This is a genomic window from Kitasatospora sp. Xyl93 (assembly GCF_055383135.1).
Genome location: NZ_AP029185.1, coordinates 529,466 through 553,452 on the forward strand (window position 1 = coordinate 529,466; position 23,987 = coordinate 553,452).

At 75.3% G+C, this 23,987-nt stretch carries 18 protein-coding genes; 7 read left to right on the forward strand and 11 right to left on the reverse strand.

Annotation, left to right across the window (positions count from 1 at the left end; genetic code table 11):
- The first annotated feature begins 104 nt into the window (after positions 1 to 104).
- On the forward strand, positions 105 to 824 hold the full coding sequence (locus tag ACZ5GH_RS02420; protein ID WP_464333253.1) for a TetR/AcrR family transcriptional regulator: 720 nt from the start codon (positions 105 to 107) through the stop codon (positions 822 to 824).
- On the forward strand, positions 821 to 2,404 hold the full coding sequence (locus ACZ5GH_RS02425; protein ID WP_464333254.1) for an MFS transporter: 1,584 nt from the start codon (positions 821 to 823) through the stop codon (positions 2,402 to 2,404). The genes ACZ5GH_RS02420 and ACZ5GH_RS02425 overlap by 4 nt, the downstream gene beginning before the upstream one ends.
- Positions 2,405 to 2,551: 147 nt before the next feature.
- Here ACZ5GH_RS02425 and ACZ5GH_RS02430 read toward each other — a convergent pair whose 3' ends face one another.
- The 8 genes from ACZ5GH_RS02430 to ACZ5GH_RS02465 form a co-directional block, all read right to left on the reverse strand.
- Positions 2,552 to 5,047: a SpoIIE family protein phosphatase gene (locus tag ACZ5GH_RS02430; protein ID WP_387747765.1), complete on the reverse strand. Its 2,496-nt coding sequence runs from the start codon at positions 5,045 to 5,047 to the stop codon at positions 2,552 to 2,554.
- A 148-nt stretch (positions 5,048 to 5,195) separates the two neighbouring features.
- The gene (locus ACZ5GH_RS02435) at positions 5,196 to 5,816 is read right to left on the reverse strand and encodes a TetR/AcrR family transcriptional regulator (RefSeq protein ID WP_387747763.1); all 621 of its coding nucleotides are present in this window, start codon (positions 5,814 to 5,816) and stop codon (positions 5,196 to 5,198) included.
- A gap of 113 nt (positions 5,817 to 5,929) precedes the next feature.
- Entirely contained in the window at positions 5,930 to 7,528 is a 1,599-nt protein-coding gene (locus ACZ5GH_RS02440) for a 4-coumarate--CoA ligase family protein (RefSeq protein WP_387747761.1), read from the reverse strand.
- A 313-nt stretch (positions 7,529 to 7,841) separates the two neighbouring features.
- Positions 7,842 to 9,014, reverse strand: coding sequence for an acyl-CoA dehydrogenase family protein (locus tag ACZ5GH_RS02445; protein WP_464333255.1), 1,173 nt, complete (start codon positions 9,012 to 9,014; stop codon positions 7,842 to 7,844).
- Between the two features lie 12 nt (positions 9,015 to 9,026).
- Positions 9,027 to 11,084 carry an acetyl/propionyl/methylcrotonyl-CoA carboxylase subunit alpha gene (locus ACZ5GH_RS02450; RefSeq protein WP_464333256.1) on the reverse strand — a complete coding sequence of 686 codons (2,058 nt, stop codon included), beginning with the start codon at positions 11,082 to 11,084 and terminating at the stop codon, positions 9,027 to 9,029.
- Positions 11,085 to 11,098: 14 nt separating this feature from the next.
- Complete coding sequence (locus ACZ5GH_RS02455; RefSeq protein WP_387747755.1) at positions 11,099 to 12,697, reverse strand: acyl-CoA carboxylase subunit beta; 1,599 nt, start codon at positions 12,695 to 12,697, stop codon at positions 11,099 to 11,101.
- On the reverse strand, positions 12,694 to 14,403 hold the full coding sequence (locus ACZ5GH_RS02460) for an acyclic terpene utilization AtuA family protein (RefSeq protein ID WP_387747753.1): 1,710 nt from the start codon (positions 14,401 to 14,403) through the stop codon (positions 12,694 to 12,696). Before ACZ5GH_RS02460 ends, ACZ5GH_RS02455 begins: the two co-directional genes overlap by 4 nt.
- A gap of 206 nt (positions 14,404 to 14,609) precedes the next feature.
- Positions 14,610 to 15,344 carry a hypothetical protein gene (locus ACZ5GH_RS02465; protein WP_464333257.1) on the reverse strand — a complete coding sequence of 245 codons (735 nt, stop codon included), beginning with the start codon at positions 15,342 to 15,344 and terminating at the stop codon, positions 14,610 to 14,612.
- A 417-nt stretch (positions 15,345 to 15,761) separates the two neighbouring features.
- Between ACZ5GH_RS02465 and ACZ5GH_RS02470 the strand changes: the two genes are divergently transcribed.
- The gene (locus ACZ5GH_RS02470) at positions 15,762 to 16,121 is read left to right on the forward strand and encodes a DoxX family protein (protein ID WP_387747749.1); all 360 of its coding nucleotides are present in this window, start codon (positions 15,762 to 15,764) and stop codon (positions 16,119 to 16,121) included.
- Between the two features lie 95 nt (positions 16,122 to 16,216).
- On the opposite strand, the gene ACZ5GH_RS02475 is transcribed toward ACZ5GH_RS02470, so the two are convergent.
- The gene (locus ACZ5GH_RS02475) at positions 16,217 to 16,891 is read right to left on the reverse strand and encodes a response regulator (protein ID WP_464333258.1); all 675 of its coding nucleotides are present in this window, start codon (positions 16,889 to 16,891) and stop codon (positions 16,217 to 16,219) included.
- Positions 16,888 to 18,210: a sensor histidine kinase gene (locus ACZ5GH_RS02480; RefSeq protein ID WP_464333259.1), complete on the reverse strand. Its 1,323-nt coding sequence runs from the start codon at positions 18,208 to 18,210 to the stop codon at positions 16,888 to 16,890. Before ACZ5GH_RS02480 ends, ACZ5GH_RS02475 begins: the two co-directional genes overlap by 4 nt.
- A 302-nt stretch (positions 18,211 to 18,512) precedes the next feature.
- Here ACZ5GH_RS02480 and ACZ5GH_RS02485 point away from each other — a divergent pair, with 302 nt between their 5' ends.
- From ACZ5GH_RS02485 to ACZ5GH_RS02495, 3 genes are all read left to right on the forward strand, one after another.
- Entirely contained in the window at positions 18,513 to 20,003 is a 1,491-nt protein-coding gene (locus ACZ5GH_RS02485; protein WP_464333260.1) for an alpha/beta hydrolase family protein, read from the forward strand.
- Positions 20,004 to 20,251: 248 nt separating this feature from the next.
- The gene (locus ACZ5GH_RS02490) at positions 20,252 to 20,794 is read left to right on the forward strand and encodes a hypothetical protein (RefSeq protein WP_464333261.1); all 543 of its coding nucleotides are present in this window, start codon (positions 20,252 to 20,254) and stop codon (positions 20,792 to 20,794) included.
- 164 nt (positions 20,795 to 20,958) lie between these two features.
- Positions 20,959 to 22,179, forward strand: coding sequence for a C40 family peptidase (locus tag ACZ5GH_RS02495; RefSeq protein WP_464333262.1), 1,221 nt, complete (start codon positions 20,959 to 20,961; stop codon positions 22,177 to 22,179).
- 271 nt (positions 22,180 to 22,450) lie between these two features.
- On the opposite strand, the gene ACZ5GH_RS02500 is transcribed toward ACZ5GH_RS02495, so the two are convergent.
- A complete protein-coding gene (locus ACZ5GH_RS02500) occupies positions 22,451 to 23,296 on the reverse strand; it encodes an alpha/beta fold hydrolase (protein WP_464333263.1) in 846 nt (281 codons plus the stop codon).
- Between the two features lie 218 nt (positions 23,297 to 23,514).
- On the opposite strand from ACZ5GH_RS02500, the gene ACZ5GH_RS02505 reads away from it, so the two are divergent.
- Positions 23,515 to 23,928, forward strand: coding sequence for a VOC family protein (locus tag ACZ5GH_RS02505; RefSeq protein WP_387747735.1), 414 nt, complete (start codon positions 23,515 to 23,517; stop codon positions 23,926 to 23,928).
- Positions 23,929 to 23,987: the final 59 nt, after the last annotated feature.

The window sequence follows — 23,987 nt, forward strand, 5'->3', positions numbered from 1 at the left end:
GTCCCCGGTTTTTTGCGTGCCCTGCGGCCGGGGCGTCGCGTCTCGCATGAGAGACGGAACAAAAGAATGAGACATCCATGTCTCACATGACCTAGACTCGACTCATGGCCACCGATCGCGACACCGTCCTGGAAGCCGCCGTCGGCGTGCTCTCCCGCCGCCCCACCGCCCACCTGGACGAGATCGCGCGCGCCGCCGGCATCAGCCGCGCCACGCTGCACCGGCTCTTCCCGGGCCGCGAGGCGCTGATCCGCGAGGTCGGCCTGCTCGGGCTGCGCCGGTTCGCCGCCGCACTGGACACCGCCGAGGTCGAGCGGGGCGACGCCGAGGCCGCGCTGCGCCGCCTGGTGGACGCCTCCGTCCCGGACGCCATGCTCTGCGCCTTCCTGGCCGGCGAGAACCAGCTCTACGAGAACGACGACATCAACGACCTCTGGGAGGTCCAGATCGCCCGGCTGCACGCGCTCTTCCTGCGCGGCCAGCAGCAGGGCGCGTTCCGGATCGAGCTGAGCGCCGCCTGGCTGAGCGAGGCCTTCTTCGACCTGGTGGCCGGCGTCGGCTGGGCCATCCAGGACGGCCGGCTCGCCCCGCGCGACGCCGCGTTCTCGCTCGCCGAGCTGTTCCTCGGCGGCGCGCTGCGCAGACCGGACGCCCGCACCGCCGCTGCCGCCTCCGCCGGGAGCACGACCGCCCCCGGGGCCACGCCGCACGTCACCACCACCCACGGCACCACCACCCACGGCACCACCACCCACGGCTCCACCCCGCACGGCACCACCTCCCCCAGTACCGCCGACCACAGGCCGGACACCGATAAACCATGAGCACCCTGACCGCCCGCCAGCGCTGGACCGGCCTCGCCGTCCTCGTCCTGGCCGTGACCGTGGTCGCCCTGGACGCGACCGTCCTCTCCCTCGCCATCCCGTCGATCAGCGAGACGCTGCGCCCCAGCGGCACCCAGCTGCTCTGGATCGGCGACTCCTACTCCTTCGTGCTGGCCGGCCTGCTGGTCAGCATGGGCGCCCTGAGCGACCGGATCGGCCGCAAGAAGCTGCTGCTGGTCGGGTCCGCCGCCTTCGGCGCCGCCTCGCTGCTGGCCGCCTATGCGCCCAGCGCCGGCTGGCTGATCCTGGCCCGCGCGCTGCTCGGCGTGGCGGGGGCGACCATCATGCCCTCCACGCTCTCGCTGATCCGCGGCCTCTTCCCGGACGACCGCGAGCGGGCCACCGCGATCGGCATCTGGGGTGCGGCCGCCACCGCCGGCGCCGCCCTCGGGCCGGTGGTCGGCGGGGTGCTGCTGGAGCACTTCTGGTGGGGTTCGGTGTTCCTGCTGAACATCCCGGTGCTGGTCCTGCTGCTGGTGTCCGGCGCCTGGCTGCTGCCGGAGTCCAAGGACCCGGCGCCGGGCCGCTGGGACGTGCTCAGCGTGCTGCTGTCGATGGCCGGGGTGATCGGCGTGGTGTACGCCGTCAAGGAGGCCGCCGCGCACGGCGTGGACCGCTGGGACGTACCGGCCGCCTTCCTGCTGGGCGCCGCCGCGCTGTTCGTCTTCGTCCGCCGCCAGCTGCGGCTGGAGTCACCGCTGCTCGACGTCCGGCTGTTCCGCGACCGGCGGTTCACGGCGGCCGTCTCGGCGTCGCTGATCTCCCTGGTCGGGCTCTCCGGCGTGATCTTCGTGGTCTCGCAGTACCTCCAGCTGGTCCGCGGCTACCAGCCGCTCCAGGCGGGCCTGGCCGAGCTGCCGGCCTTCGCGGGCTCCGTGGTCGGCGGTCTGCTGACCGCCCGGATCGCCCGGCGCTTCGGCGCCCGCAGGGCGCTGACGGCCTGCCTGCTGGCGATGGGGCTGGGCGTGGGCGCGCTCGGCTGGCTGGCGCAGGACACCACCTACCTGCTGCTGGCCGCCTCCTTCCTGCTGGTCGGGACGGCCGAGGGCGTGGTCTACACGCTCGGCGCCGACCTGGTGCTGGGCGCCGCGCCCGCCGACCGGGCCGGCGCCGCCTCGGCGGTCTCGGAGACGGCGTACGAGCTGGGCACCGCGCTCGGCATCGCGCTGGTGGGCTCGGTGGTCGGCTCGGTCTACGCGAACGGGCTGGCGGTCCCGGCCGGGACGGACCCGGCGGCCGCCGCCCGGGCCGGCGAATCGCTGGGATCGGCCGTCGAGACGGCGCAGGGGCTGGCGCCGGAGCTCGCCCAGCCGCTGCTGGCGAGCGCCCGCGAGTCCTTCGTCCACGGCATGAACAGCGCCGGGCTGCTGGCCGCCGCGCTGCTGGTCGGTGCGGCCGTGATGGCCTGGCGGCTGCTGCGCGGGCTGTCCGACCCGAAGACCGGGACGGGGACCGGCGCGGGAACGGACGCGGCGGACGTGGTCGCCGTGCCGGCCGCCCAGCCGAAGGTCGACGCGTAGCGGCTCGGACGCGTCGGCGAGAACAACGAGAACGGCCGTTTCCCCCAGGGGAACGGCCGTTCTCGTGCTTGCGAGGGCCGTTCTCGTGCCTGCGAGGGCCGTTCTCGTGCCTGCGAGGGCCGTTGTCGTCCGTGCGGCGAGCGTTCCCTACAGGGTCCCGAAGGGCAGTTCCAGCTCCGCCCAGACCACCTTGCCGTCCCGGGTCAGCCGGCTGCCCCAGCGCTGCGCCAGCTCGCTGACCAGGAACATCCCGCGGCCGCCCTCGTCCTGCTCGGCGAACGGGCGCAGCTGCGGGGTCTGCCCGCCCGCGTCGGAGACCTCCACGGTGAGCACCCGGTCGCGGAACAGCCGCAGCCGGCGCGGGGCGTCGGCGTGCAGCAGGGCGTTCGTGACCAGTTCGCTGACCAGCAGCTCCGCGTAGTCGGTGAGCGTCGACAGGCCCCAGGCCTCCAGGGTGGCGCGGGTGAAGCGGCGGGCCTTGCCGGGCACCCGGCCGCCGCCGGACAGCGGCAGGGTGGCTATCCGGTCGGCGGGCAGCGGCAGCACCCGGGCCATGATCATCGCGATGTCGTCCTCGGTGCCGTCGGTGACCAGCGCCCCGAGGACGGCGTCGCAGCTCTCCTCCAGGGTCCGGCCGGGGCCGGCCAGGGTACGGGCGAGCAGGTCGATCCCGGCGTCCAGGTCCTGGCCGCGCCGCTCGACCAGGCCGTCGGTGTAGAGCGCGACCATGCCGCCCTCGGGGATGCCGAACTCGATCGACTCGAAGGCCACCCCGCCGACGCCCAGCGGCACCCCGGGCGGCACCTCCACGACGGACGCGGTGCCGTCGGGGGCGACCCGGACCGGCGGCAGGTGCCCGGCCGAGGCGACCTGGACGGTGCGCTCCAGCGGGTCGTACACCGCGCAGATGCAGGTGGCGAACTGGCCCTCGCCGATCCCGGAGGCGGTCTCGTCCAGCCGGGTGAGGACCTGCTCGGGCGGCATGTCGAGGGTGGCGAGGGTCCGGGCGACGGTGCGCAGCTGGCCCATCGTGGCGGCGGCCCGGATGCCGTGGCCCATGACGTCGCCGACCACCAGGGCGACCCGCCCGCAGGACAGCGGCACCACGTCGAACCAGTCGCCGCCGACCTCGCTGACCACGCTGCTGGGCAGGTAGCGGTAGGCGATCTCCAGGCCGAGGGTGCGGTGCACCTCCTGCGGCAGCAGGCTGCGCTGGAGGGTGAGCGCGGTCTCCCGCTCGCGGCGGTAGAGCCGGGCGTTGTCGAGGGCCAGCGCGGTGCGGGCGACGAGTTCCTCGGCGAGGGCGACGTCGGCGGCGGTGAACGGCTCGGGGTTGCGCATCCGGATGAACTCGGAGCCGCCGAGCACCATGCCCCGGGCGGTGATCGGCACCATCAGGTACGAGTGGATGCCCGCCGCCATCCCGGGGGCCACCCGGTCCTCGCTGGCCACCAGTCCGCGCAGCGCCTCCTCGTCCACGTGGGCGCGCAGCAGCGGCTTCCCGCTGCGCAGGCACTGGACGTAGCTGCGGTCGGGGGCGTACTCGGAGGTCTCGCCGACCACGTCCACGGCGTGCGCGAGGCCGCTCTCGTAGGACTCCCCGACGGCGACGGCGCGCAGCTTGATGTTGCGGTCGGAGGGGATCGCGGCGGGTTCGGCGCCGCGCAGCACCGGCTCCAGCAGGTCGACGGTGGCGAAGTCGGCGAACCGGGGGACGACGGCCTCGATCAGCTCCTCGGCGGTGCGCTGGAGGTCGAGGGTGGTGCCGATCCGGGCGGTCGCCTCGGCGATGGTGGCGAGCCGCTCCTGGGCGCGGGCGGCGCGGGCCTCGGCCTGGAAGCGCTCGGTCACGTCGATGATCGAGGAGCAGACCCCGAAGATCCGGCCGGTGGAGTCCTCCAGCCGGAAGTAGGAGGCGGACCAGGCGCGGTCCCGCTTGGGGTCGCCGGGGACCCTGCCGTGCGAGCGGGCGTCCACCACCGGCTTGCCGGTCTTCAGCACCTGGCGCATGATCTGCTCGATCTCGACGCTGTTGATGCCGGGCAGTACGGCGGATATCCGGCGGCCGAGGTGGGCGGCGACGGGCACCCCGTTCATCCGGGCCAGCGCCTCGTTGATCCGGATGTAGCGCAGCTCGGTGTCGTAGACGGCCATGCCGATCGGCGAGCGGCCGAAGATGCCGTCCAGCACCGCGAGGTCGGCCTCGACGGCGTGCAGGGCGCGGGTGTCGGAGGCGGTGGCGAGCAGCAGCAGGGTGCCGGCCGGGCCGGCGATCGGGTAGGTGCGGAACTCCAGGTCGACCGTGTGGCCGTCGCGGTGGCGCACCGGGAAGACGCCGGACCACCCGGTGCCGCTCATGATCCGCTGGAAGAGGCCGAGCACCTCGGCGCGGTCGGACTCGTCGGTGAGCAGCTGGGCGGCGTAGCTGCCGACGGCCTCCTCGGCGGGGTACCCGAGCAGGGCCTCGGCGTCCTCGCTCCAGTGCAGGATCAGTCCGTCGCCCTGGAGCAGCGCCGTCGCGAGCGGGACGAGCCGGTGGCCGGTGGGCCGTTCGCCCTCGGAGCGGGCGTCCTCGGGGCGCACCTGGGTGCCGCCCGGTGCCGGGTCGGCGGCGTCGGTCGCGTCCCACTCGTGTCCGTGCATGATCAGGCAGCACCCCGGTTCGGCTCGTGCCCGGCCGGATGGGCCTCGCGGTCCGCGCCGGCCGGGGTTCTTCTCCAGACTGCACGGACATCGGCCGCCCGGCGACCCCTTGGTCAGGGGGCGTCCGGCCGCTCCGGGTGTACGGGCGTCATGGGCGTACCGGCCGCAGCGTACTCTCCAGAACGCCCGCCCACTGCCGGATCACTCCGGAACGTCGGTGGCTGTCGTCGGTGAGCAGGTTGGCGAGGCCCAGTCCGCGGGCGAGGTCCAGCGTGGCCTGCACCGATTCGCGCACTCCGGGGCGGCTCTCGTCGGCGTCCAGGAACTCCACGGCGGCCCGGTGGGCCTCCCGGCCGACGTGGCCCTCCAGGGCGATGATCCGCTCACGCAGCGCCTCCTCGGTGGCGGCGGCGGTCCACAGGTGCAGGGCAGCGCGGAACAGCGGGCCGGTGTAGAGCCGCACGATCATGTCGACCACGGCCCCGGTGCGGTCCGGCCCGGCGGCCGGCAGCTCGTCCGCGTGGGCGCGGACGGCGGCCAGCCGCTCGGCGGTGACGTGCTCGACGGCCGCGGTGAAGAGGTCCTCGCGGGTCGGGAAGTGGTGCTGGGCCGCGCCCCGGGAGACCCCGGCCCGCTCGGCGACGACGGCGACGGTGGAGCCGTGCCAGCCGAGCTCGGCCAGGCAGTCCACGGCCGCCGCGAGCAGCCGGGCCCTGGTCGCTCGGCTGCGGTCCTGCTGCGGGGTGCGGACGGCGGGGTGGCTGGTCATGGCGGCGGGCGGTTCCTGTTCCGGTCGGGGCGCGGCGGGTCCCGGTCGGGGCGCGGCAGGAAGATCCTCACAGACGGGCGCCGGTCTTCGGCCGCCGGGGCGGCCCGGGCCGGTCAGCGGGCGGCGGCGCGGCCGGCCTCGCGGGCGCGCAGTTCGCGGCGGAGGATCTTCCCGGCGGCGGACTTGGGGACGGCGTCCACGAACTCCACCACGCGGACCTTCTTGTACGGGGCGACCTGCCGGGCGACGTAGCCGGTGACCTCCTCCTCGGTGAGGGCGCTGCCCGGGGCGCGGACCACGAAGGCCTTGGGGCACTCGGTGCCCTCGGCGTCCGGGACCCCGATCACGGCGGCGTCGGTGATCTGCGGGTGGCCGAGCAGGACGGCCTCCAGCTCGGCGGGGGCGACCTGGTAGCCCTTGTACTTGATCAGCTCCTTGACCCGGTCGACGATGTGCAGGTAGCCGCGCTCGTCCACGAAGCCGACGTCGCCGGTGTGCAGCCAGCCCTCGGCGTCTACCACCGCGGCGGTCTCGGACGGGCGGCCGAAGTAGCCCTTCATCACCTGGGGGCCGCGGATCAGCAGCTCGCCGCGCTCACCTGGCCCGAGGTCGCCGTCGGAGCCGTCCAGGGCGGCGATCCGCAGCTCGGTGGAGGGGACCATCCGGCCGACCGAGCCGGGCGGGGGGTCGCCCTCGCGCGGGGAGACGACGTGGGTGACCGGGGAGAGCTCGGTCATGCCGTAGCCCTGGAGCAGGTGCGGCAGGCCGAGCCGCTTGGCGCAGGCGTCGGCGAGTTCGTGGTCCAGCGGGGCGGCGGCGCACAGCAGGTACTCGACCGAGGAGAGGTCGTACTGCTCCACGACCGGGTGGCGGGCCAGCGCGAGGGCGATCGGCGGGGCCACCACCAGGGCCTGCACCCGGTGCTCCTGGATCGTGCGGCAGAACTGCTCCAGGTCGAAGCGGGGCAGGACGACCACGGTGGCGCCGCAGCGCAGCGGCTGGTTGAGCAGCGCGGCCAGTCCGTAGATGTGGAAGAACGGCAGGACGGCGAGCACCCGTTCGCCCTCGGCGGGCCGGTAGAGGGCGTCGCACTGGGCGAGGTTGGTGGCGATCGAGCGGTGGGTGAGCATCACGCCCTTGGGCAGGCCGGTGGTGCCGCTGGAGTACGGCAGCACGGCGATGTCCTCGCCCGGGTCGATGGCGACCTCGGGGGCGGGGCCGGCGGAGGCCAGCAGGTCGGTGAGCGAGCGGTGGTCCTCGGCGCCGTCCAGGACGATGATCTCGGCCAGCGGGTGGCCCTGTTCGACGAGCAGTTCGGCGGCCGCACGGGCGGTCGGCAGGAAGCGGGAGACGGTGACCAGCCAGCGGGTGCCGCTGTCGCGCAGCTGGCCGGCCAGCTCGGGGGGCGTGGCGAAGGAGGAGACCGTGGTGACGGTGGCGCCGGCCCTGGTCGCGCCGAAGTAGGCCATCGGGTAGGCGGTCGAATTGGGGCTGAAGAGGGCGACGACGTCACCGCGGCGCACGCCTGTCTCGGCCAGCCCGGCGGCCACCCGCTCGACGGCGGCGGCGAGTTGGGCGTAGCTGGTGCTCTCGCCGGTGATGCCGTCGATCAGGGCCGGACGGTCGCCGTACCTCCGTGCGGCGCCGAGCACCGCCTCGTGGATCGGCAGGTCGACCACGGGGACGTCGGGGAACTCGCTTCGGAACACCAAGGTGAGCCTCCAGTAAGGAAGTTGACGTAGCAACAAAACCGGTGAGCGTTTCGGTGCGGTGCGCGTTCAGGAGCATACGGACAGTCAGGGGTCCGGCTCGGCCATTGTGGGGAACCGGGGACGGGGGATGCGGGGCGCGGTTGCTCCCGGGGGGCGCCCGACCGGGCGGTGCGCACCTCGTCCACCCGCCCCCTGGCGCTCCCCCGCCGGGTGACCCCCTCCCCCGCCGCCGGCCCGGGCCCCGACCGTGGACGCCGCACCGGCCGCGAGGACGGCACCGTGGTGTTCGCGCATCCGTGCGACGGCCGGTGGCTCAGTACGACTTGGGCAGCCCGAGGGTGTGCTGGGCCACGTAGTTGAGCACCATCTCCCGGCTGACCGGGGCGACCCGGCCCACCCGGGTGGCGGCCAGCAGCGCGCCCAGCCCGTACTCCTGGGTCAGGCCGTTGCCTCCGAGGGTCTGCACCGCCTGGTCGACCGTGCGGGCGGCGGCCTCCCCGGCGGCGTACTTGGCCATGTTGGCGGCCTCCCCGGCGGCGACGTCCTCGCCCGCGTCGTAGAGCAGCCCGGCCTTCTGGGTCATCAGCCGGGCCAGCTCGATCTCCACCGCGCACTGGGCGAGCGGGTGGGCCAGGCCCTGGTGGGCGCCGATCGGGGTGGACCAGACGGTGCGGGTCCTGGCGTACTCGACGGCCTTGCCGAGCGCCTGGCGGGCGAGGCCGAGCGAGAAGGCGGCGGTCAGGACGCGCTCGGGGTTGAGGCCGGCGAACAGCTGGAGCAGGCCCGCGTCCTCGTCGCCGACCAGGGCGTCGGCGGGCAGCCGGACGTCGTCCAGGAAGACCTGGAACTGCTTCTCCGGGGCGACCAGCTCCATCGGGATCGCCCGGTACTCGAAGCCGGGGGTCTCGCGCGGGACGACGAACAGGCAGGGCTTGAGCCGACCGGTGCGGGCGTCCTCCGTACGGGCGACGAACAGCACCGCGTCGCAGTGGTCGATGCCGGAGACGAAGACCTTGCGGCCGGTCAGCAGCCAGTCCTCGCCGTCCCGGCGGGCGACGGTGGATATCCGGTGGGTGTTGGAGCCGGCGTCCGGTTCGGTGATGCCGAAGGCCATCCTGCGGCTGCCGTCGGCCAGGCCGGGCAGCCAGCGGCGCTTCTGCTCCTCGGTGCCGTAGCGGGCGATCACGGTGCCGCAGATCGCCGGGGAGACGATCAGCAGCAGCAGCGGGCAGCCGGCGGTGCCGAGTTCCTCCAGGACGATGGCGAGGTCGGTGACGCCGCCGCCCCCGCCGCCGTACTCGGCGGGCAGGTTGACGCCGAGGTAGCCGGCCTTGCCGGCCTCCGCCCACAGTTCGTCGGCGGGCTCGCCGGCCCGGGCCTTGGCGAGGTAGTAGGCGGAGCCGTAGCGGCGGCCGAGGTCGCCGACGGCCCGGCGCAGGGTCCGGCGTTCGGGGGTCTCCAGGAGCTGGCTGCCGATGGTGGACATGCGGGTCCTTCCTCAGGCTTCGGTGGGCCGGACGACGGCCGGGGCGGGCTGGGCGGCGGTCGGGGCGGGCTGGGCGGCGGTCGGGGCGGGCTGCACGGCTGGCACGGGCTGCACAGCCGGGGCGGGCTGGACGACGGCCAGCAGGGTGCCGGTCTCGACCTGCCGGCCGGGGGCGGCGAGCAGTTCGACGAGGGTGCCGTCGGCCGGGGCGGCGACGCGGTGCTCCATCTTCATCGCCTCCAGGACCAGCAGCGGCTGCCCCGCGGCGACGGTCTCCCCGACGGCGGCGACGACCCGGACGACGGTGCCGGGCATCGGGGCGAGCAGCGCCCCGGGGTCGGTGCGAACGGCGGGGTCGGGGAAGCGCGGCAGGGCGGTGAGCGCGGTGCCGCCGGCCGGGGTGTCGACGTGCACCCGGTTGCCGTACCGGGCGATCCGGTAGGTGCGCCGGAGCCCGCCCTCGGACAGCACCACCCGGTCCGGCGCGGCCTCCACGAGTTCGACCTCCGGGTGGCCTTCGGCCAGCAGGCCGGTGCGGGTGAGCCGGTAGCGCACGGTCACCTCGGCGCCGTCCTCGGTGTCCGCTTCGGCGCCGCTCTCCGTGCCGCCCTCGGCCCGGTAGCGCCTGAGCTGCGGCTGGGAGGGCAGGTTGCGCCAGCCGGAGGGCAGCGCGCCCCGGCGGCCGGCCGCGTCGGCCAGGGCGGCGGCCAGCGCGGCGCGTTCGACACCCCCGGTGTCCGGGGCGGTGAGGTCGTCCGAGTGCTCGGCCAGGAAGCCGGTGTGCAACTCGGCGGCCAGGAAGGCCGGGTGGCGCAGCGCGCGGACCAGCAGCTCCCGGTTGGTGGCCGGGCCGTGGATCCGGGCGCGGGCGAGCGCGTCGGCGAGCCGGCGGGCGGCGGCCGCGCGGGTGGGCGCCCAGGCGATCACCTTGGCGAGCATCGCGTCGTAGTGCGGGGTGATCTCGCTGCCGGCCTCCACGCCGGCGTCCAGCCGGATCCCGGCGCCGGTGAACTCCTGGTGCGGGACGGTGAGTTCGAGCCGGTGCAGGGTGCCGGTGGCGGGCCGCCAGTCCTGGGCCGGGTCCTCGGCGTATAGCCGGGCCTCGATCGCGTGGCCGCTGGGGGCGGGGGGCTCGGGCGGCAGCCGCTCGCCCTCGGCGACGGCGAGTTGCAGGGCCACCAGGTCCAGGCCGGTGACCGCCTCGGTGACCGGGTGTTCGACCTGGAGGCGGGTGTTCATCTCCAGGAAGTAGAACCGGCCGTCCTCGGCGAGCAGGAACTCGGCGGTGCCGGCGCCCGTGTAGCCGATCGCCCCGGCCGCGTCGCGGGCCGCCGCGTGCAGCGCGGTGCGGACCTCCGCCGGCAGGCCGGGGGCCGGGGCCTCCTCGATCACCTTCTGGTGCCGCCGCTGCAGCGAGCAGTCGCGGTCGCCGACCGCCCAGACGGTGCCGTGGGTGTCGGCCAGCAGTTGGACCTCGACGTGGCGGCCGGCGGGCAGGTAGCGCTCGCAGAACACCTCGTCCGAGCCGAAGGCCTTGGCCGCCTCGGCGCGGGCGGCCGCCAGTTCGCCGGGGAGGTCGGCCAGGCTCCGGACGACCCGCATGCCGCGTCCGCCGCCGCCCGCGGCGGCCTTGACCAGCAGCGGCAGGTCGGCCTCGGTGGGCTCGGTGAGGGCGCCCAGCACCGGCACCCCGGCTTCGGCCATCAGCCGCTTGGCGGCGGTCTTGGAGCCCATCGCGGCGATCGCGGCCGGCGGCGGGCCGACCCAGACCAGGCCGGCGTCCAGCACGGCCCGGGCGAACCCGGCGTTCTCGGACAGGAACCCGTACCCGGGGTGGACGGCGTCGGCCCCGGCGGCCAGCGCGGCCCGGACGATCAGGTCGGCGCGCAGGTAGGTGTCGGCGGGCGAGGCGCCGGGCAGCCGGACGGCGGCGTCGGCCTCGCGCACGTGCGGGGCGCCCGCGTCCGGGTCGGAGTGGACGGCGGTGGTCGCGATGCCGAGCTCCCGGCAGGTGCGGAAGACCCGGCGGGCGATCTCACCCCGGTTGGCGACCAGCAGGTTGGTGATCATGTCTCGGGAGTCCCTTACAGTCGGAAGACGCCGTAGCCGCGCGCGCCCTCGACCGGCGCGTTGTGGATCGCGGACAGGCACAGGCCGAGCACCGTCCGGGTGTCGCGCGGGTCGATGACGCCGTCGTCGTAGAGCCGGCCGGAGAGGAACGCCGGCAGGGACTCGGCCTCGATCTGCTGCTCGACCATCGCCCGGATCGCCGCGTCCGCGTCCTCGTCGTACGGCCGCCCCTTGGCCGCGGCGGACTGCCGGGCGACGATCGACAGCACCCCGGCGAGCTGCTGGGGGCCCATCACCGCGGACTTGGCGCTCGGCCAGGCGAACAGGAAGCGCGGCTCGAAGGCGCGGCCGCACATGCCGTAGTGGCCGGCGCCGTAGGAGGCGCCCATCAGCACGGACAGGTGCGGCACGGTGGAGTTGGCGACGGCGTTGATCATCATCGCGCCGTGCTTGATGATGCCGCCCTGCTCGTAGTCCTTGCCGACCATGTAGCCGGTGGTGTTGTGCAGGAACAGCAGCGGGGTGTTCCGCTGGTTGGCCAGCTGGATGAACTGGGCGGCCTTCTGGGACTCCTGGCTGAACAGCACGCCCTGGGCGTTGGCCAGCACACCCACCGGGTAGCCGTGCAGGCGGGCCCAGCCGGTGGCCAGGCTGGTGCCGTAGAGCGGTTTGAACTCGTCGAAGTCGGAGCCGTCGACGATCCGGGCGATCACCTCGCGCGGGTCGAAGGGCACCTTGAGGTCCCCCGGGACGATGCCGAGCAGCTCCTCCTCGTCGTACCTGGGCGGCTCGGCCAGCGGGTCCGGGTCGGGGCCGGGCTTGCGGTGGTCGAGCCGGGCGACGATCCGGCGGGCGGTCCGCAGCGCGTCCGCCTCGTCCACGGCGAAGTGGTCGGCCAGGCCGGAGACCCGGGCGTGCATCTCGGCGCCGCCCAGCGACTCGTCGTCGGCCTCCTCACCGGTGGCCATCCGCACCAGCGGCGGGCCGCCGAGGAACACCTTGGCGCGCTCCTTGACCAGCACGGTGTGGTCGGACATGCCCGGCACGTAGGCGCCGCCGGCCGTCGAGTTGCCGAACACCACGGCCACGGTGGGGACTCCGGCGGCGGAGAGCCGGGTGAGGTCGCGGAAGAGGGCGCCGCCGGGGATGAAGATCTCCTTCTGGCTGGGCAGGTCGGCGCCGCCGGACTCGACCAGGTTGACCAGCGGGAGGCGGTTGACCAGCGCGATCTCGTTGGCCCGCAGGGCCTTGCGGAGGGTCCAGGGGTTGCTGGCGCCGCCGCGCACCGTCGGGTCGTTGGCGGTGATCACGCACTCCACCCCCTCGATCACGCCGATGCCGGTGACCAGGGCCGCGCCCACCGGGTGGTCGCTCCCCCAGGCGGCCAGCGGGGACAGCTCCAGGAACGGGGAGTCCGGGTCGACCAGCAGCTCGATCCGCTCGCGGGCCAGCAGCTTGCCGCGCCCGCGGTGGCGCTCCACGTACGCGGGGCCGCCGCCGGCCAGTGCCTTGGCGTGCTCGGCGTCGAGCTCGGCGAGCCTGGCGAGCATCGCGGCGCGGTGCTCGGCGTACTCGGGACCGGCCGGGTCGACGCGGGTGGTCAGGGCGGTCACAGCAGGGCCTCCGGGATGTCGAGGTGGCGGGAGCGCAGCCACTCCCCGAGGGCCTTGGCCTGCGGGTCGAAGCGGTGCCGGGCGGCGACGCCCTCGCCGAGCAGGCCGGTGAGGGTGAAGTTGACCGCGCGCAGGTTCGGCAGCAGATACCGGGTGACGGGCAGGTCGGCCGTCTCGGGGAGGAGTTCGCGGAGCCTCTCGACGGTGAGGGTGTGCGCCAGCCAGCGCCAGCCGTCCGCCGAACGGGCCCAGACGCCGAGGTTGGCGTCGCCGCCCTTGTCGCCGCTGCGTGCGCCGGCCACCAGGCCGAGCGGGGCCCGCCGGGTGGGCCCGGCCGCCGGCGGCTCCGGCAACTCGGCTTCCACCGGCTCCGGTTGGGCGGTGGTGACGGGCGCCGGCGGTACGGCGATCCGGCGGCCGTCCGGCAGGACGGCGGTGTGCTCGACGGCCTCGGCGTCGACGTACGCGGCGCTGAACACCCCGTACGGCGCACCCGGCCCGGGCGGGGCGGCGAGGTGGAAGCCGGGGTACCCGGACAGCCCCGACTCCACGGCGGCCCTGCCGAGTTCGCGCCCGACCCGGGCCGGGTCCGGGTCGCGGGCGGCCAGCCGGAGCAGGGCGGAGGCGGCCTCCTCGGTCGGGGCGTCCGGGTGGTCGGTGCGGGCCAGCGTCCAGCGCAGTTCGGCGGGGCGGGCGCCGGGCGGCAGCGCCTGGGCGAACTGCCGCCGCACCAGGGCGGCCTTCGCCTCGATGTCCAGGCCGGTCAGCAGGAACACCACTTCGTTGAGGTGGCCGCCGAGCCGGTTGAGGCCCGCCTTCAGGGTGGGCGGCGGGGCCTCGCCGCGCACGCCGTCGATCCGGACCCGGTCCGGGCCCTCCTCGGTGAGCCGCACGGTGTCCAGCCTGGCCGTGACGTCCGGGCCGAGGTAGTGCGGTCCGCCGGTCTCGTACAGGAGTTGGGCGGTGACGGTGCCGGTGGTGACGGCGCCGCCGGTGCCCGGGTGCTTGGTGATCACACTGGAGCCGTCGGCGTGGAGTTCGGCGAGCGGGAAGCCGGGGCGGGTGACGTCGTGCTCCTGGAAGAAGGCGTAGTTGCCGCCGGTCGCCTGGGCGCCGCACTCCAGGACGTGCCCGGCCACCACCGCGCCGGCCAGGGCGTCCAGGTCCTCGTGGGTCCAGCCGAAGTGGGCGATCCCGGGGCCGACGACCAGCGCCGCGTCCGTCACCCGGCCGGTCACCACCACGTCGGCGCCCGCGGCCAGGCAGGCGGCGACGCCGAACCCGCCGAGGTAGGCATTGGCGGCCAACAAGCCGTCGGGCAGTCCGAGTTCGGCCCGGCGTGGCAGCAGGTCGTCACCCTCGACATGGGCGACGGAGGCCTCCACGCCCAGCCGCCGGGCCAGCGCGCGCAGCTCCTCGGCGAGCCGGGCCGGGTTGAGGCCGCCGGCGTTGACCACGATCTTCACGTCCCGCTCGCGGGCCAGGCCGAGGCACTCCTCCATCTGCCGCAGGAAGGTCCGGGCGTAGCCGAGCGACGGGTCCTTCAAGCGGTCCCGGGCGAGGATCAGCATGGTCAGCTCGGCCAGGTAGTCCCCGGTGAGCACGTCCAGCGGCCCGCCGGTGAGCATCTCCCGCACCGCGGCGAAGCGGTCCCCGTAGAACCCCGAGGCGTTGCCGATCCGCAGTACCGTGCCGTCGCGCGCCAATGCGCCTCCCCTGCCGGTGAGTTGACGGCATCCTCGGACGGGCGCCGCCGGGCAGCAGCGTGGCACCGCCCGAAGAAAAAAGCAATCATGCTTGCTTGTTTTCGGGCATCCGTTTCCCGCCCTCCGGAACGGGAACGGGCGGGACGGCGACCGCCCGGGTGTCCGTGCCCTGACCGCCGACGGCGGCCTGTCGAGTCGCCGTCCCGCTACTCCGCGGCGGGGGTCAGCCCCTGCTCCGCCGCCCAGGTGCGCAGTGCGGCTTCGGCTTCCGCGCGGGACTGGGGGCCTCGGTCGAGGTGGAGTTGCTGGAGGTGGCGGATGGCCGCTCCGATCGTCCGGCCCGGCGGAAGGCCGAGCAGGGCGATGATCTCCCCGCCGTCCAGCGGCACCGGGACGCCGGGCAGCCGCCGGTGGACGGCGCGCTCGGCTGCGGCGCGCTCCCCGCGCTCGCGCTCGGCCCGCTCCCCGGCGTGCCACTCGTCGTAGTCGGCCACGTCGCGGGCCTTCAGCGCGGCCCGACGCCAGTCCTCCTCGTCCCGTCCCCGGCCGAGCCCCACCTCCAGGAACAGGTCGCGGTGGTCCGGCGCGCCGGGGCCGGCCGGCGCCACCCCGAGCCGGGCGAGCGCCGCGTTGATCGGCCACTCCTCCCGCGGACCACTGAACTCCGCGGTGTGCACGGGCCCCCACTCCCGCGCACCGGCCCGCCAGACGGCGGCGGTCTGGTCCCCGTCGCCGCCCCAGAAGTCCGCTTCGACCCGGGCCACCGGCCCGCTCCGCGAGAGCTCACGAAGGATCCGCGGCAGCTCACCGCGGAGCGCGGTGGACAGCGGCAGCAGCCCCAGGCGCTGCCCGAGCGGGGCGACCACCGCCCCCGGCACGCCTTGGGCCCAGCTCCGCAAGCGGTCGAAGTCGCCGATGACGGCGTCGAGTCGGTACGACATCCGCGCACAGTAGCCGCGCTCCCCCGGCGTCGGCCACCCGCCTCCGGCGCCGACGGACGACGGTGGCACCGGGTGGGTCCGCGGATTGCGCCAGGGCGCACACCGGTGCCGCGCCGGACCGGCCGACGCACGTGCTCAGCGGCGGTACGCGGCCGTGGCGGTCTCGACGAAGGAGCGGACCAACGGGTTGGTGTCCCCCGCGTTCCACACCGCCACCACTCGGCTCGGCGCCATGTCGGCCAGCGGCACCAGGGCCACTCGTGCTCGCCACCGGCCGGCTGCAGACGCCCCGGACCACCCTCGACGCGATGAGCCGCTACGCGACCGAGCCCGCCACCGGCCTAGGGTGAAGGGCCCCTCCCGGCGAACCACACCATCGACGGGCCGCCGTGGACCGGCGGCCCATGAACGGGAACCATGAACGCCGTCTACTGGATCGTCGCGGGACCGCTCGCGCTCTTCTACTGCTACGCGGGCACGCTGAAGGCGGTCCGCAGCCGCGATGAACTCCGCCCGATGATGGCCTGGGTCGACCGCCTGCCCCTGCCCGCCCTCAGAGCCCTGGGGACGGTCGAGATACTCGGCGCGACCGGCCTGCTCCTGCCACCGCTGACCGGCGTCGTCCCCTCCCTGGCACCGGCCGCGGCCATCGGCTTCGTCCTCCTGCAGATCGGCGCGATCACCGTCCACCTCACGGGCGGAGACCGCCGGATCGCACTCAACGCCGGGCTCACCGTCACGGCGGCCGCGGCCGTCTGGCCGGCCACCGGGCCGTGACCGGGCACGGCCCTCGGCCGGTTGGCGCGGCGGCGGGGTCGGCCCCTGACCTGCGGCGAGATCCGATGCCTCTCCCCACCCAGCGGGCGGCCGGGTCAGGTCGGGTGGACGAGGCGGGACTCGTAGGCGAAGACCACGGCCTGGATGCGGTCGCGGAGTTCGAGCTTCTGCAGGACGCGGCCGAGGTGGGACTTGACGGTGGCCTCCGCGAGGTGCAGGGTGGCCGCGATCTCGGTGTTGGACAGGCCGCGGCCGACCTGGACGAGCACCTCGCGTTCGCGGGGGGTGAGCCGTCGCAGGCGCTCGTCGCGGGCGGTGTCGCGGGCGGTGTCCCGGCTGCCGGGGAGGTGAGGGCGGAAGTTCTCCAGGAGGAGGCGGGTGATCCGCGGGGAGACCACCGCGTCGCCGGCGGCCACGCTGCGGATCGCGGTGAGCAGTTCCTCAGGCCTGGTGTTCTTCAGCAGGAAGCCCGAGGCTCCGGCGTCGAGTCCGGCGAAGGCGTACTCGTCGAGGTCGAAGGTGGTGAGGATCAGCACCCTGCTCTGCGGGGAGGCCCGCACCAGCCGCCTGGTCGCCTCGATCCCGTCGGTGCCGGGCATCCGGACGTCCATGAGGACGACGTCGGGCCGCAGTTCCCGGGCGAGGCGGACGGCCTCGGCGCCGTCCGCGGCCTCGCCGACCGGGGCCATGTCGGGCTGGGCCTCCAGGACGGTGCCGAAGGCCATCCGGAGCAGCGCCTCGTCGTCGGCGATCAGGATGCGGATCGTCATGCGGGCGCCTCCGTGCCGCCGCCGAGGTCGAGGCGGGTCCGGACGCCCCAGCCGCCGTCCGGCAGCGGTCCGGCCCGCAACGTCCCCCCGTAGGCGGCGGCGCGCTCGCGCATGCCGGGGATGCCGTGGCCGGCGGGAGTGGCGCCGGAGGACGGCGGGCACGGGCCGCTGTCGGTGACGTCGACGGTGACGTCCACGGCCGAGCACCGCACCCGGACGTTCGCCCGGGTGCCGGGGGGTGTGTGCTTGAAAGCGTTGGTCAAGGCTTCCTGTACCAGGCGGTAGACGGTCAGTTGGGCGGTGGCGGGGACGTGGGTGTGGCTGCCGTGGACCTCCAGCCGGGTCGGCAGCCCGGCGGCGCACATCTGGTCGGCCAGGGCCCGCAGTTGGGCGATGCCGGGCAGCGGGTGGCGCTCCACGTCCGGTTCGGCGTCCGGTTCGTCGGTGCGCAGCAGGCCCAGGGAGCGCCGCATGTCGGTCAGGGCCTGTCGGCCGGTCTCGGAGATCTGGAGCATCGCGGCGGTCGCCTTCTCGGGCGACCGGTGCTGCGCGTAGACGGCGGCGTCGGTGAGCGCGACCATGACGGACAGGTTGTGGGTGACGATGTCGTGCATCTCGCGGGTGATGCGGGCCCGCTCCTCGGCGACGGCCAGCCGCGCCTGCTGTTCCTGCTGCTGCTCCAGGCGGGCGGCCCGTTCCTCCACGGCCGCGAGGTAGGCACGCGTGGTCCGCACGTTCACGCCGAGGACGGCGGCGGCGACGGCCATCGCGCTCGCCGCGACGAAGGGGGTGAGGAACGCGCCGTCCGCCGTCCAGCGCAGGCAGGCCAGCAGGGCGCCCGCCTCCACGACGGCACCGGCGACCAGGGTGGCGCGCCGCCCCGCGTTCGCGGCCACCGTGTAGAGCGCCACCAACAGGGCGATGTCCGCGGGCAGTTGGACGTCCATCAGCCACTGGACGAAGGCCACGGCCGCAACGGTGCCGAACACGGTGAGCGGCGCCCGGCGCCGCCACACCAGGGGCAGCGCGAGCGCGGCCGTGAAGCCGGCGGCCTCCGGCAGGTCCTGCGGCCCGCGCGTGGTCGCGATGTTGAGGACGAGCAGCGCGGGCAGCAGCGAGTCCCACACGGTGGGCGGCAGCCGGGAGCCCCGGCGCCGGGCGGCGCTCAGCGCTCGCGCCGCCCAAGCGGAGGACGCGGCGCCCGGGTCGGCGTACTCCGCCGGCCGTACGGCCGCCCACGCCCGGAGCACCCGGCCCGGCACCCTGTCCCGCCGCCGCACCGGACTGGCACCGCCGGTGCCCGCTGCCGCCTCGGTCATCGCACGTCCCTGTCGATCCGGCGTCATGGCGGCCCGGTCGGGCCCGCCTCCGCGTACCGCGGCCCTGCCACCGTAGGGCCGCGCGCAGGCGGAGCGCATGAGTCCACCGTCGGAGGGCGGCGGTCCGGAGTACGACCGCAGGAGGAGTCCCACCACCTCCCGGGGTCGCAGAAGGACCGCTGATCAGGCGTGCCGGACTGCGACTCCGGTCGCACGGGCGACGCTTCCGGGTGCGGCCGCGGTCGGCGGGGGACGTGCCGCCGGTTGCGGCTCCGGTCGCACGCGGTGGCGACCCGGGATCGATGTGGCGGCGCGCACCGCGCGCCGACGATGGCCGGGTGACCGACATCATCACGGGACCGCAGATGTCCCCCCTGGAAATCCTCGCCCTGCTGGCAGCCCTCGCACTGGTCGTGGCGCGCTGGCTTCCGCCCGCCGCCCGGCCGCCCGTCACCGTCGCGGCGGGACCGGTCTTCGCGCTGTCCGCGGCAGCACTGGGTGTGTCGGGGCTCCGCTGGCAGCTGCTGCCGGTCCTGGCGGGTGGCGCCCTGGCGCTGCCGTTCGCCGTCTCCCCGCTGCTGCGCCGGCGTGCCGGCCGACCGGTCAGGCGGGCCCGCTGGTGGGTGGCGCTGCCGGGTTCGCTCGTCTGCGCCGCCCTGACCGCCACGGGCCCGGCGGCCGCCTGGGCCTTCCCCGTCCCCGTCCTCCCCGAGCCGACCGGCCGCTTCGCGGTCGGCACCCGGGTGGTGCAGTGGACCGACCCGGAGCGCCCCGAGACCGCCACGCCCGAACCCGGTGACCGGCGCACGGTCGTGGTCCAGCTCTGGTACCCCGCGCAACGCAGCCCCGCGGGTGCGCAGCGGGCCCGGTACCTCGGCCGTACGGAGCAGGAGGCGCGGACCGTCGCCGGCGCCCTCGCCCGCTACTCCGGCCTCCCCGGCTTCCTGGTCGACGGGGTTCCGCGCGCCCACGGCCACGCGGTGGTCGACGCCCCGGTGGCCGGCGACGGCGGACGGTTCCCGGTCGTGCTGTTCTCCCCCGGACTGGGCGGCGTGCGCACCCAGAACACCGCCTGGGCGGAGGAGCTGGCCAGTCACGGCTACGTGGTCGCCGCGCTCGACCACCCGTACGACTCCGCCGCCGTCGTGCTCGCCGACGGCCGGACGGTCGGCACCGCGCTCGCCGCCACCGGCGACGACGCCGAGGACGACCGGCGGGCCGCCGAGACGACCGGGATCCGGGCCGCGGACCTCGGCTTCGTCCTCACCCAGCTGGGACGGCTGGACCGGGGCGAGATCGACGGCCCGCTGGCCGGACGGCTGGACACCGGCCGGGCCGCGGCGACCGGCCACTCGCTGGGCGGCGCCGCCGCCCTGCAGGCAGCCCGCCAGGACCGCCGGTTCGCCGCCGTCATCGACCTGGACGGCTACCCCCGCGACCCCGAGCCGCTCCCCTTCCACCAGCCGGCGCTGGCGCTCACCCAGGCCCTCGGCCCGACGACCGACCCGCGGTACCTCCCGCGCCTCAACGAGGTCCTCGGGCGCAGCACCGCGACGGGCTACCGGCTCACCGTCCCCGGTGCCGCCCACCTCACCTTCACGGACGCGCCCCTGTACCTGCCGCCGGTGCCCTCGCTGGTCGGCTCCCTGGGCCGCACCCGGGGTCCGCACATCGTCGCCGCGACCACGCTCGCCTTCCTGGACGCCACCCTGCGGCAGGAACCCGGCGACCTGGCCGGCGCGCTGTCGGCCTACGGCGACCTCACCGTCCACCGCCCGGGCACCGGCGGCTGACCGGCCGAACCACCAGGGCCGACCCACCAAGGGCCGACCGCCCCCGACGCCGCCCGCCCGGGCACCGACGCCGCCCGCCCGGGCCCTGACGCCACCTGCCCGGGCCCTGACGCCACCTGCCCGAACCGCGACAGCCGCCCGCCCGAACCACGTGAGCCGACGCCCGGTCAGGGCCGTCGGCTCACGCCTGCCCCAGCGGGACCCGTACGGAGTCCCACGCCATCCCCGCGACGGTCCGCGGCGACTGGGTGGTCGTCAACCCGACCCACCCCGGCGACCCCTCCTTCCTCCTCGGCCACAACGTGCCGGGCCTGTTCCAGCAGCGCGTCCTGATCGGCGCCTCGGCCGTCCGCGGCGGCCTGGTCTCCCACCTGCCCGAGGACCTCCCCGCCGCCCGCGCCACCCTGGTCGAGCCGTACGCCGTCGTCCGCTACGCCCTCTCCTGCCTGGCCGCCTCGGCCCCCGACACCCTCGTCGTGCACGGGGACGGCCTGACCGGCAACCTCGCCGCCCTGCTCGCGCCCCGCTTCCTCCTCCCGACGGTCCGGGTCGTGGTGGTCCACCGCGGCGAGGCCGGTCTGCGCTGGACCCGGGCCCACCTGCCGCACGCGGTGGGCGTCCTGGACACCGAGCCGCTCGACCGGCACGCCGGCGGCGCCGTCGCGCTCCTGGTCACCATCCATCGCGGCGGCACCGTCCCCGCCGTCGAGGCCGCCCTCGGCTCGCTCGTCGTCCGCCTGGTCATCGACCTGGGCGGCGCCCCGGCCCGTCCGGGCGCCGGGCTGCGGTAGCCGGGCCCCCGCCGCCTCCGGTCGGGCCGGACGCCGGCCGGATGCCGCGCAGTTGCCGGTCGGCGTGCCCGGAACACCCGGACCGGCAACTGCGCGGAACCACAGGACGTAGGTGGGACACGGCCATTGACCCGGAGTCAGCGGTTCGGAAAGGATGCGCGACCATGACTACGCGCGTAAACCTCCTGTCAGGACGGCTGATCGCCTCCCTGCGGTGGGCGGCCCTGCTGTCGGTCCTGGTGTCGGTCGGAGTGTTCTTCGTCGGCGCCGGAGCGGCCCAGGCCGCGCCCGCCTGCGGGGTGCTCTCCACCGGCGGGGCGGCGCAGGCGGACGCCGCCGTCCGCTCGGCCTGCGGGCTGATCGGCACCCCGTACTCGTGGGGCGGCGGCCACGGCTCGCAGCCCGGCCCGACCTACGGCCTCTGCGACCCCGCCAACGGCGCGCCGAACGACTGCCACGTCCGCGGTCTGGACTGCTCCGGCATGGTCCGCTACGCCTACGACCTGGCGGTCGGCGAGGACGTCGTCAACGGCACCACCCGGACCCAGTGGCCGACCTCCCGCGCGGTCGCCCGCTACTACCGGGCGGACGGCACCGCACCGCTGCTCCCCGGCGACCTGGTGTTCTTCGGCAACACCGCCTCCACCATCCACCACGTCGCGATGTACCTCGGGCAGGGCTGGATCGTCGAGGCCCCCTACTCCGGCGGCCACGTCCAGGTGGCGGCGCTCTCCTCGCACGGCGACTACTACGGCGCCATCCGGCTGTACGGGCCCGGCAGCACGACCCCGCCCACCACGCCCCCGTCGAACAGCGGCCAGTACTGGGTGGACACCCTCGCCGACGCGCCGGTGTACGGCTCCCCGACCTCCACCACCAGCACCGGGACGCTGTACCAAGGCACGAACTACGTCTTCTGCAAGGCCTGGGGCCGCGAGGTCTCCAACGGCGGCGCCTACAACCACTGGTGGCTGAAGACGGACCCGGACGTGGGCCCCGGCGGCCAGTGGGTGTCGGCCTTCTACCTGTCCCGCTGGGGCAACGACGTGGCTAAGGACAACAACGGCACCACCATCCCCACCTGCGCGGGCGGCGGCACCCCGCCCGCCACCGGCAAGTACTGGGTGGACACCTTCGCGAGCGCGAGCGTCTACGCCTCGCCGACCTCCACCAACGCCACCGGCACGCTGAACCAGGGCACGAACTACGTGTACTGCAAGGCCTGGGGCCGCGAGGTCTCCAACGGCGACGCCTACAACCACTGGTGGCTGAGGACGGACCCGGACGCCGGCCCGGCCGGCCAGTGGGTGTCGGCCTTCTACCTGTCCCGCTGGGGCAACGACACGGCCAGGGACAACAACGGCACCACCATCCCCGACTGCTAGGGCGTGTCTGACAATTGGCGTCGGATCAGCGAGCGGCGTTGGGGTGCGTGCATCGCAAGGCGGAGGAGGGAGCCACTGCGGAGCATTGGCGACCGACGACAACGCGGCGAGGTGCGTGCCCCGGCGTCGCGTGCCCGGCGGGAATTGTCAGACACGCCCTCTCGCGTGTCCGCCGGGACGAGGCCCGGCTCCCGGGCCGTGGCCTCGTCGCCGGTGGGGGTCGCCGGGCGAGTCGGGGCTGCGCGGGACCGGTGGCCGACGCGGGACCGGGTCAGCCCCAGAACTCCCGCAGGGCGGCGTTGACGGCGGCGGGCTCCTGGGTGTGCGGGTAGTACCCGGGCACCCGGAGGAGCCGGCCCGCGAGGGACTCCGTGAGGGACTCGGCCACGGCCATCAGGGGGAGCCCCACGTGCTCGCGGTACGCGGCGGGCGCGCCCTCCCAGGTCCCGCAGATCACCAGGACCGGCAGGGCGGCCCCCCGGATCGCCTCCAGCGGGATCTCCGCCTCCCAAACAGGCCGCTCGCCCATGGACGTGGCCACGGCGCGGAGCCGGCGCTCCGTGGGCTCGGGCATCTCCATCCCCAGCCCCTCGGTGGACGCACGCAGGTACTGCTCCGGCGTGACGTCGTCCGGGATGCCCGGGGCGCCCTCGCGCACCCGGTCGAGGAGGGCGGCGACGACCGGATGGTGCGCGGCGGCGGTGAAGGCGGAGGGCTGGACGAGGGCGAGCGAGCGGACGAGGTCGGGCCGGCGCGCGGCGGCGAGGAGCACGGCGACGGCGCCGTTCCCGTGCCCCACCAGGTGGGCGCCGCCGGGCCCCGCGGCCCGGGCCCCGCCTTCGAGGACCTCCACGACGTCCTCGGCGTCGACCTCGAAGTCGCTGCGCGCGGTGTCCGGGCTGTCGCCGTAGCCCCGGCGGTCCACCAGGAGGAGCCGCCGGCCGTCCGCGAGGGGCCGCTGCCCGGCGAACCCGTACGCGGGGTCGCTGCCCCAGCTGAAGATGTTGTGGACGAAGAGGGCGGGGGCGTCCGGGTCCACCGAGGTCGCCGGGCCCGCCGGGGCCCGGTCCGCTCCGGCCCGATCGCGGTCGTCCCACACGGTCACGTGCACGGCCACAGGTCATCCTCCCCGGCTCCGAGGGACGTCAACTCCCCTGAGAATAACGGATCGTCGCGGATCGACCCGGTCCAGCCGCCCGGCCGACGACCCCGGCCGACGGCCCCGACCAGCACGGTCGCGTCCATGCCGTGACGATCACCGCCCCCAGGGCGGCCGGGCGGACCGATCAGGATTCGAGAAGCGCCCCGCCGGGGTGCGCGCCTAGCGTTGCAGTCATGAACGAGATCACCATTCACTGGACCTTCCTCCCGCACACCGACCCCGAGGCCTCCCTCGCCTTCTACCGCGACCTGCTCGGCTTCGAGGTGCGCAGCGACGTCGGCGGCGGCGCGATGCGCTGGATCACCGTCGGCCCCGTCGGCCAGCCCGACGTCTCCCTGGTGCTGGAGCCGGCCTCCGCCGCCCCGGGCCGCACCGAGGAGGAGCAGCGGACCGTCACCGAGATGATGGCCAAGGGCACCTACGCCCGGCTCGTCCTGGGCACCACCGACCTGGACGGCGTCTTCGACCGGCTGAAGTCCGGCGGCGCCGAGCTGGTCCAGGAGCCGACGAAGCAGCCGTACGGCGTCCGCGACTGCGCGTTCCGCGACCCGGCGGGCAACATGGTCCGCTTCAACGAGCTGGGCTGAGCCGGGCCCGGCCCGGGCCGCACCGCGCCGAGCCGCCGGGCAGCGCGCCCGCCCCGCCG

What these genes read in the sequence shown, in the direction of transcription:
- ACZ5GH_RS02465 (WP_464333257.1), bottom strand. Translation starts at nt 15,344, where the DNA reads ATGTCGTACCGACTCGACGCCGTCATCGGCGACTTCGACCGCTTGCGG.
- ACZ5GH_RS02470 (WP_387747749.1), top strand. Translation starts at nt 15,762, where the DNA reads ATGAACGCCGTCTACTGGATCGTCGCGGGACCGCTCGCGCTCTTCTAC.
- ACZ5GH_RS02430 (WP_387747765.1), bottom strand. Translation starts at nt 5,047, where the DNA reads ATGCACGGACACGAGTGGGACGCGACCGACGCCGCCGACCCGGCACCG.
- ACZ5GH_RS02445 (WP_464333255.1), bottom strand. Translation starts at nt 9,014, where the DNA reads ATGTCCACCATCGGCAGCCAGCTCCTGGAGACCCCCGAACGCCGGACC.
- ACZ5GH_RS02485 (WP_464333260.1), top strand. Translation starts at nt 18,513, where the DNA reads ATGTGGCGGCGCGCACCGCGCGCCGACGATGGCCGGGTGACCGACATC.
- ACZ5GH_RS02505 (WP_387747735.1), top strand. Translation starts at nt 23,515, where the DNA reads ATGAACGAGATCACCATTCACTGGACCTTCCTCCCGCACACCGACCCC.
- ACZ5GH_RS02450 (WP_464333256.1), bottom strand. Translation starts at nt 11,084, where the DNA reads ATGATCACCAACCTGCTGGTCGCCAACCGGGGTGAGATCGCCCGCCGG.
- ACZ5GH_RS02475 (WP_464333258.1), bottom strand. Translation starts at nt 16,891, where the DNA reads ATGACGATCCGCATCCTGATCGCCGACGACGAGGCGCTGCTCCGGATG.
- ACZ5GH_RS02435 (WP_387747763.1), bottom strand. Translation starts at nt 5,816, where the DNA reads ATGACCAGCCACCCCGCCGTCCGCACCCCGCAGCAGGACCGCAGCCGA.
- ACZ5GH_RS02480 (WP_464333259.1), bottom strand. Translation starts at nt 18,210, where the DNA reads ATGACCGAGGCGGCAGCGGGCACCGGCGGTGCCAGTCCGGTGCGGCGG.
- ACZ5GH_RS02495 (WP_464333262.1), top strand. Translation starts at nt 20,959, where the DNA reads ATGACTACGCGCGTAAACCTCCTGTCAGGACGGCTGATCGCCTCCCTG.
- ACZ5GH_RS02420 (WP_464333253.1), top strand. Translation starts at nt 105, where the DNA reads ATGGCCACCGATCGCGACACCGTCCTGGAAGCCGCCGTCGGCGTGCTC.
- ACZ5GH_RS02425 (WP_464333254.1), top strand. Translation starts at nt 821, where the DNA reads ATGAGCACCCTGACCGCCCGCCAGCGCTGGACCGGCCTCGCCGTCCTC.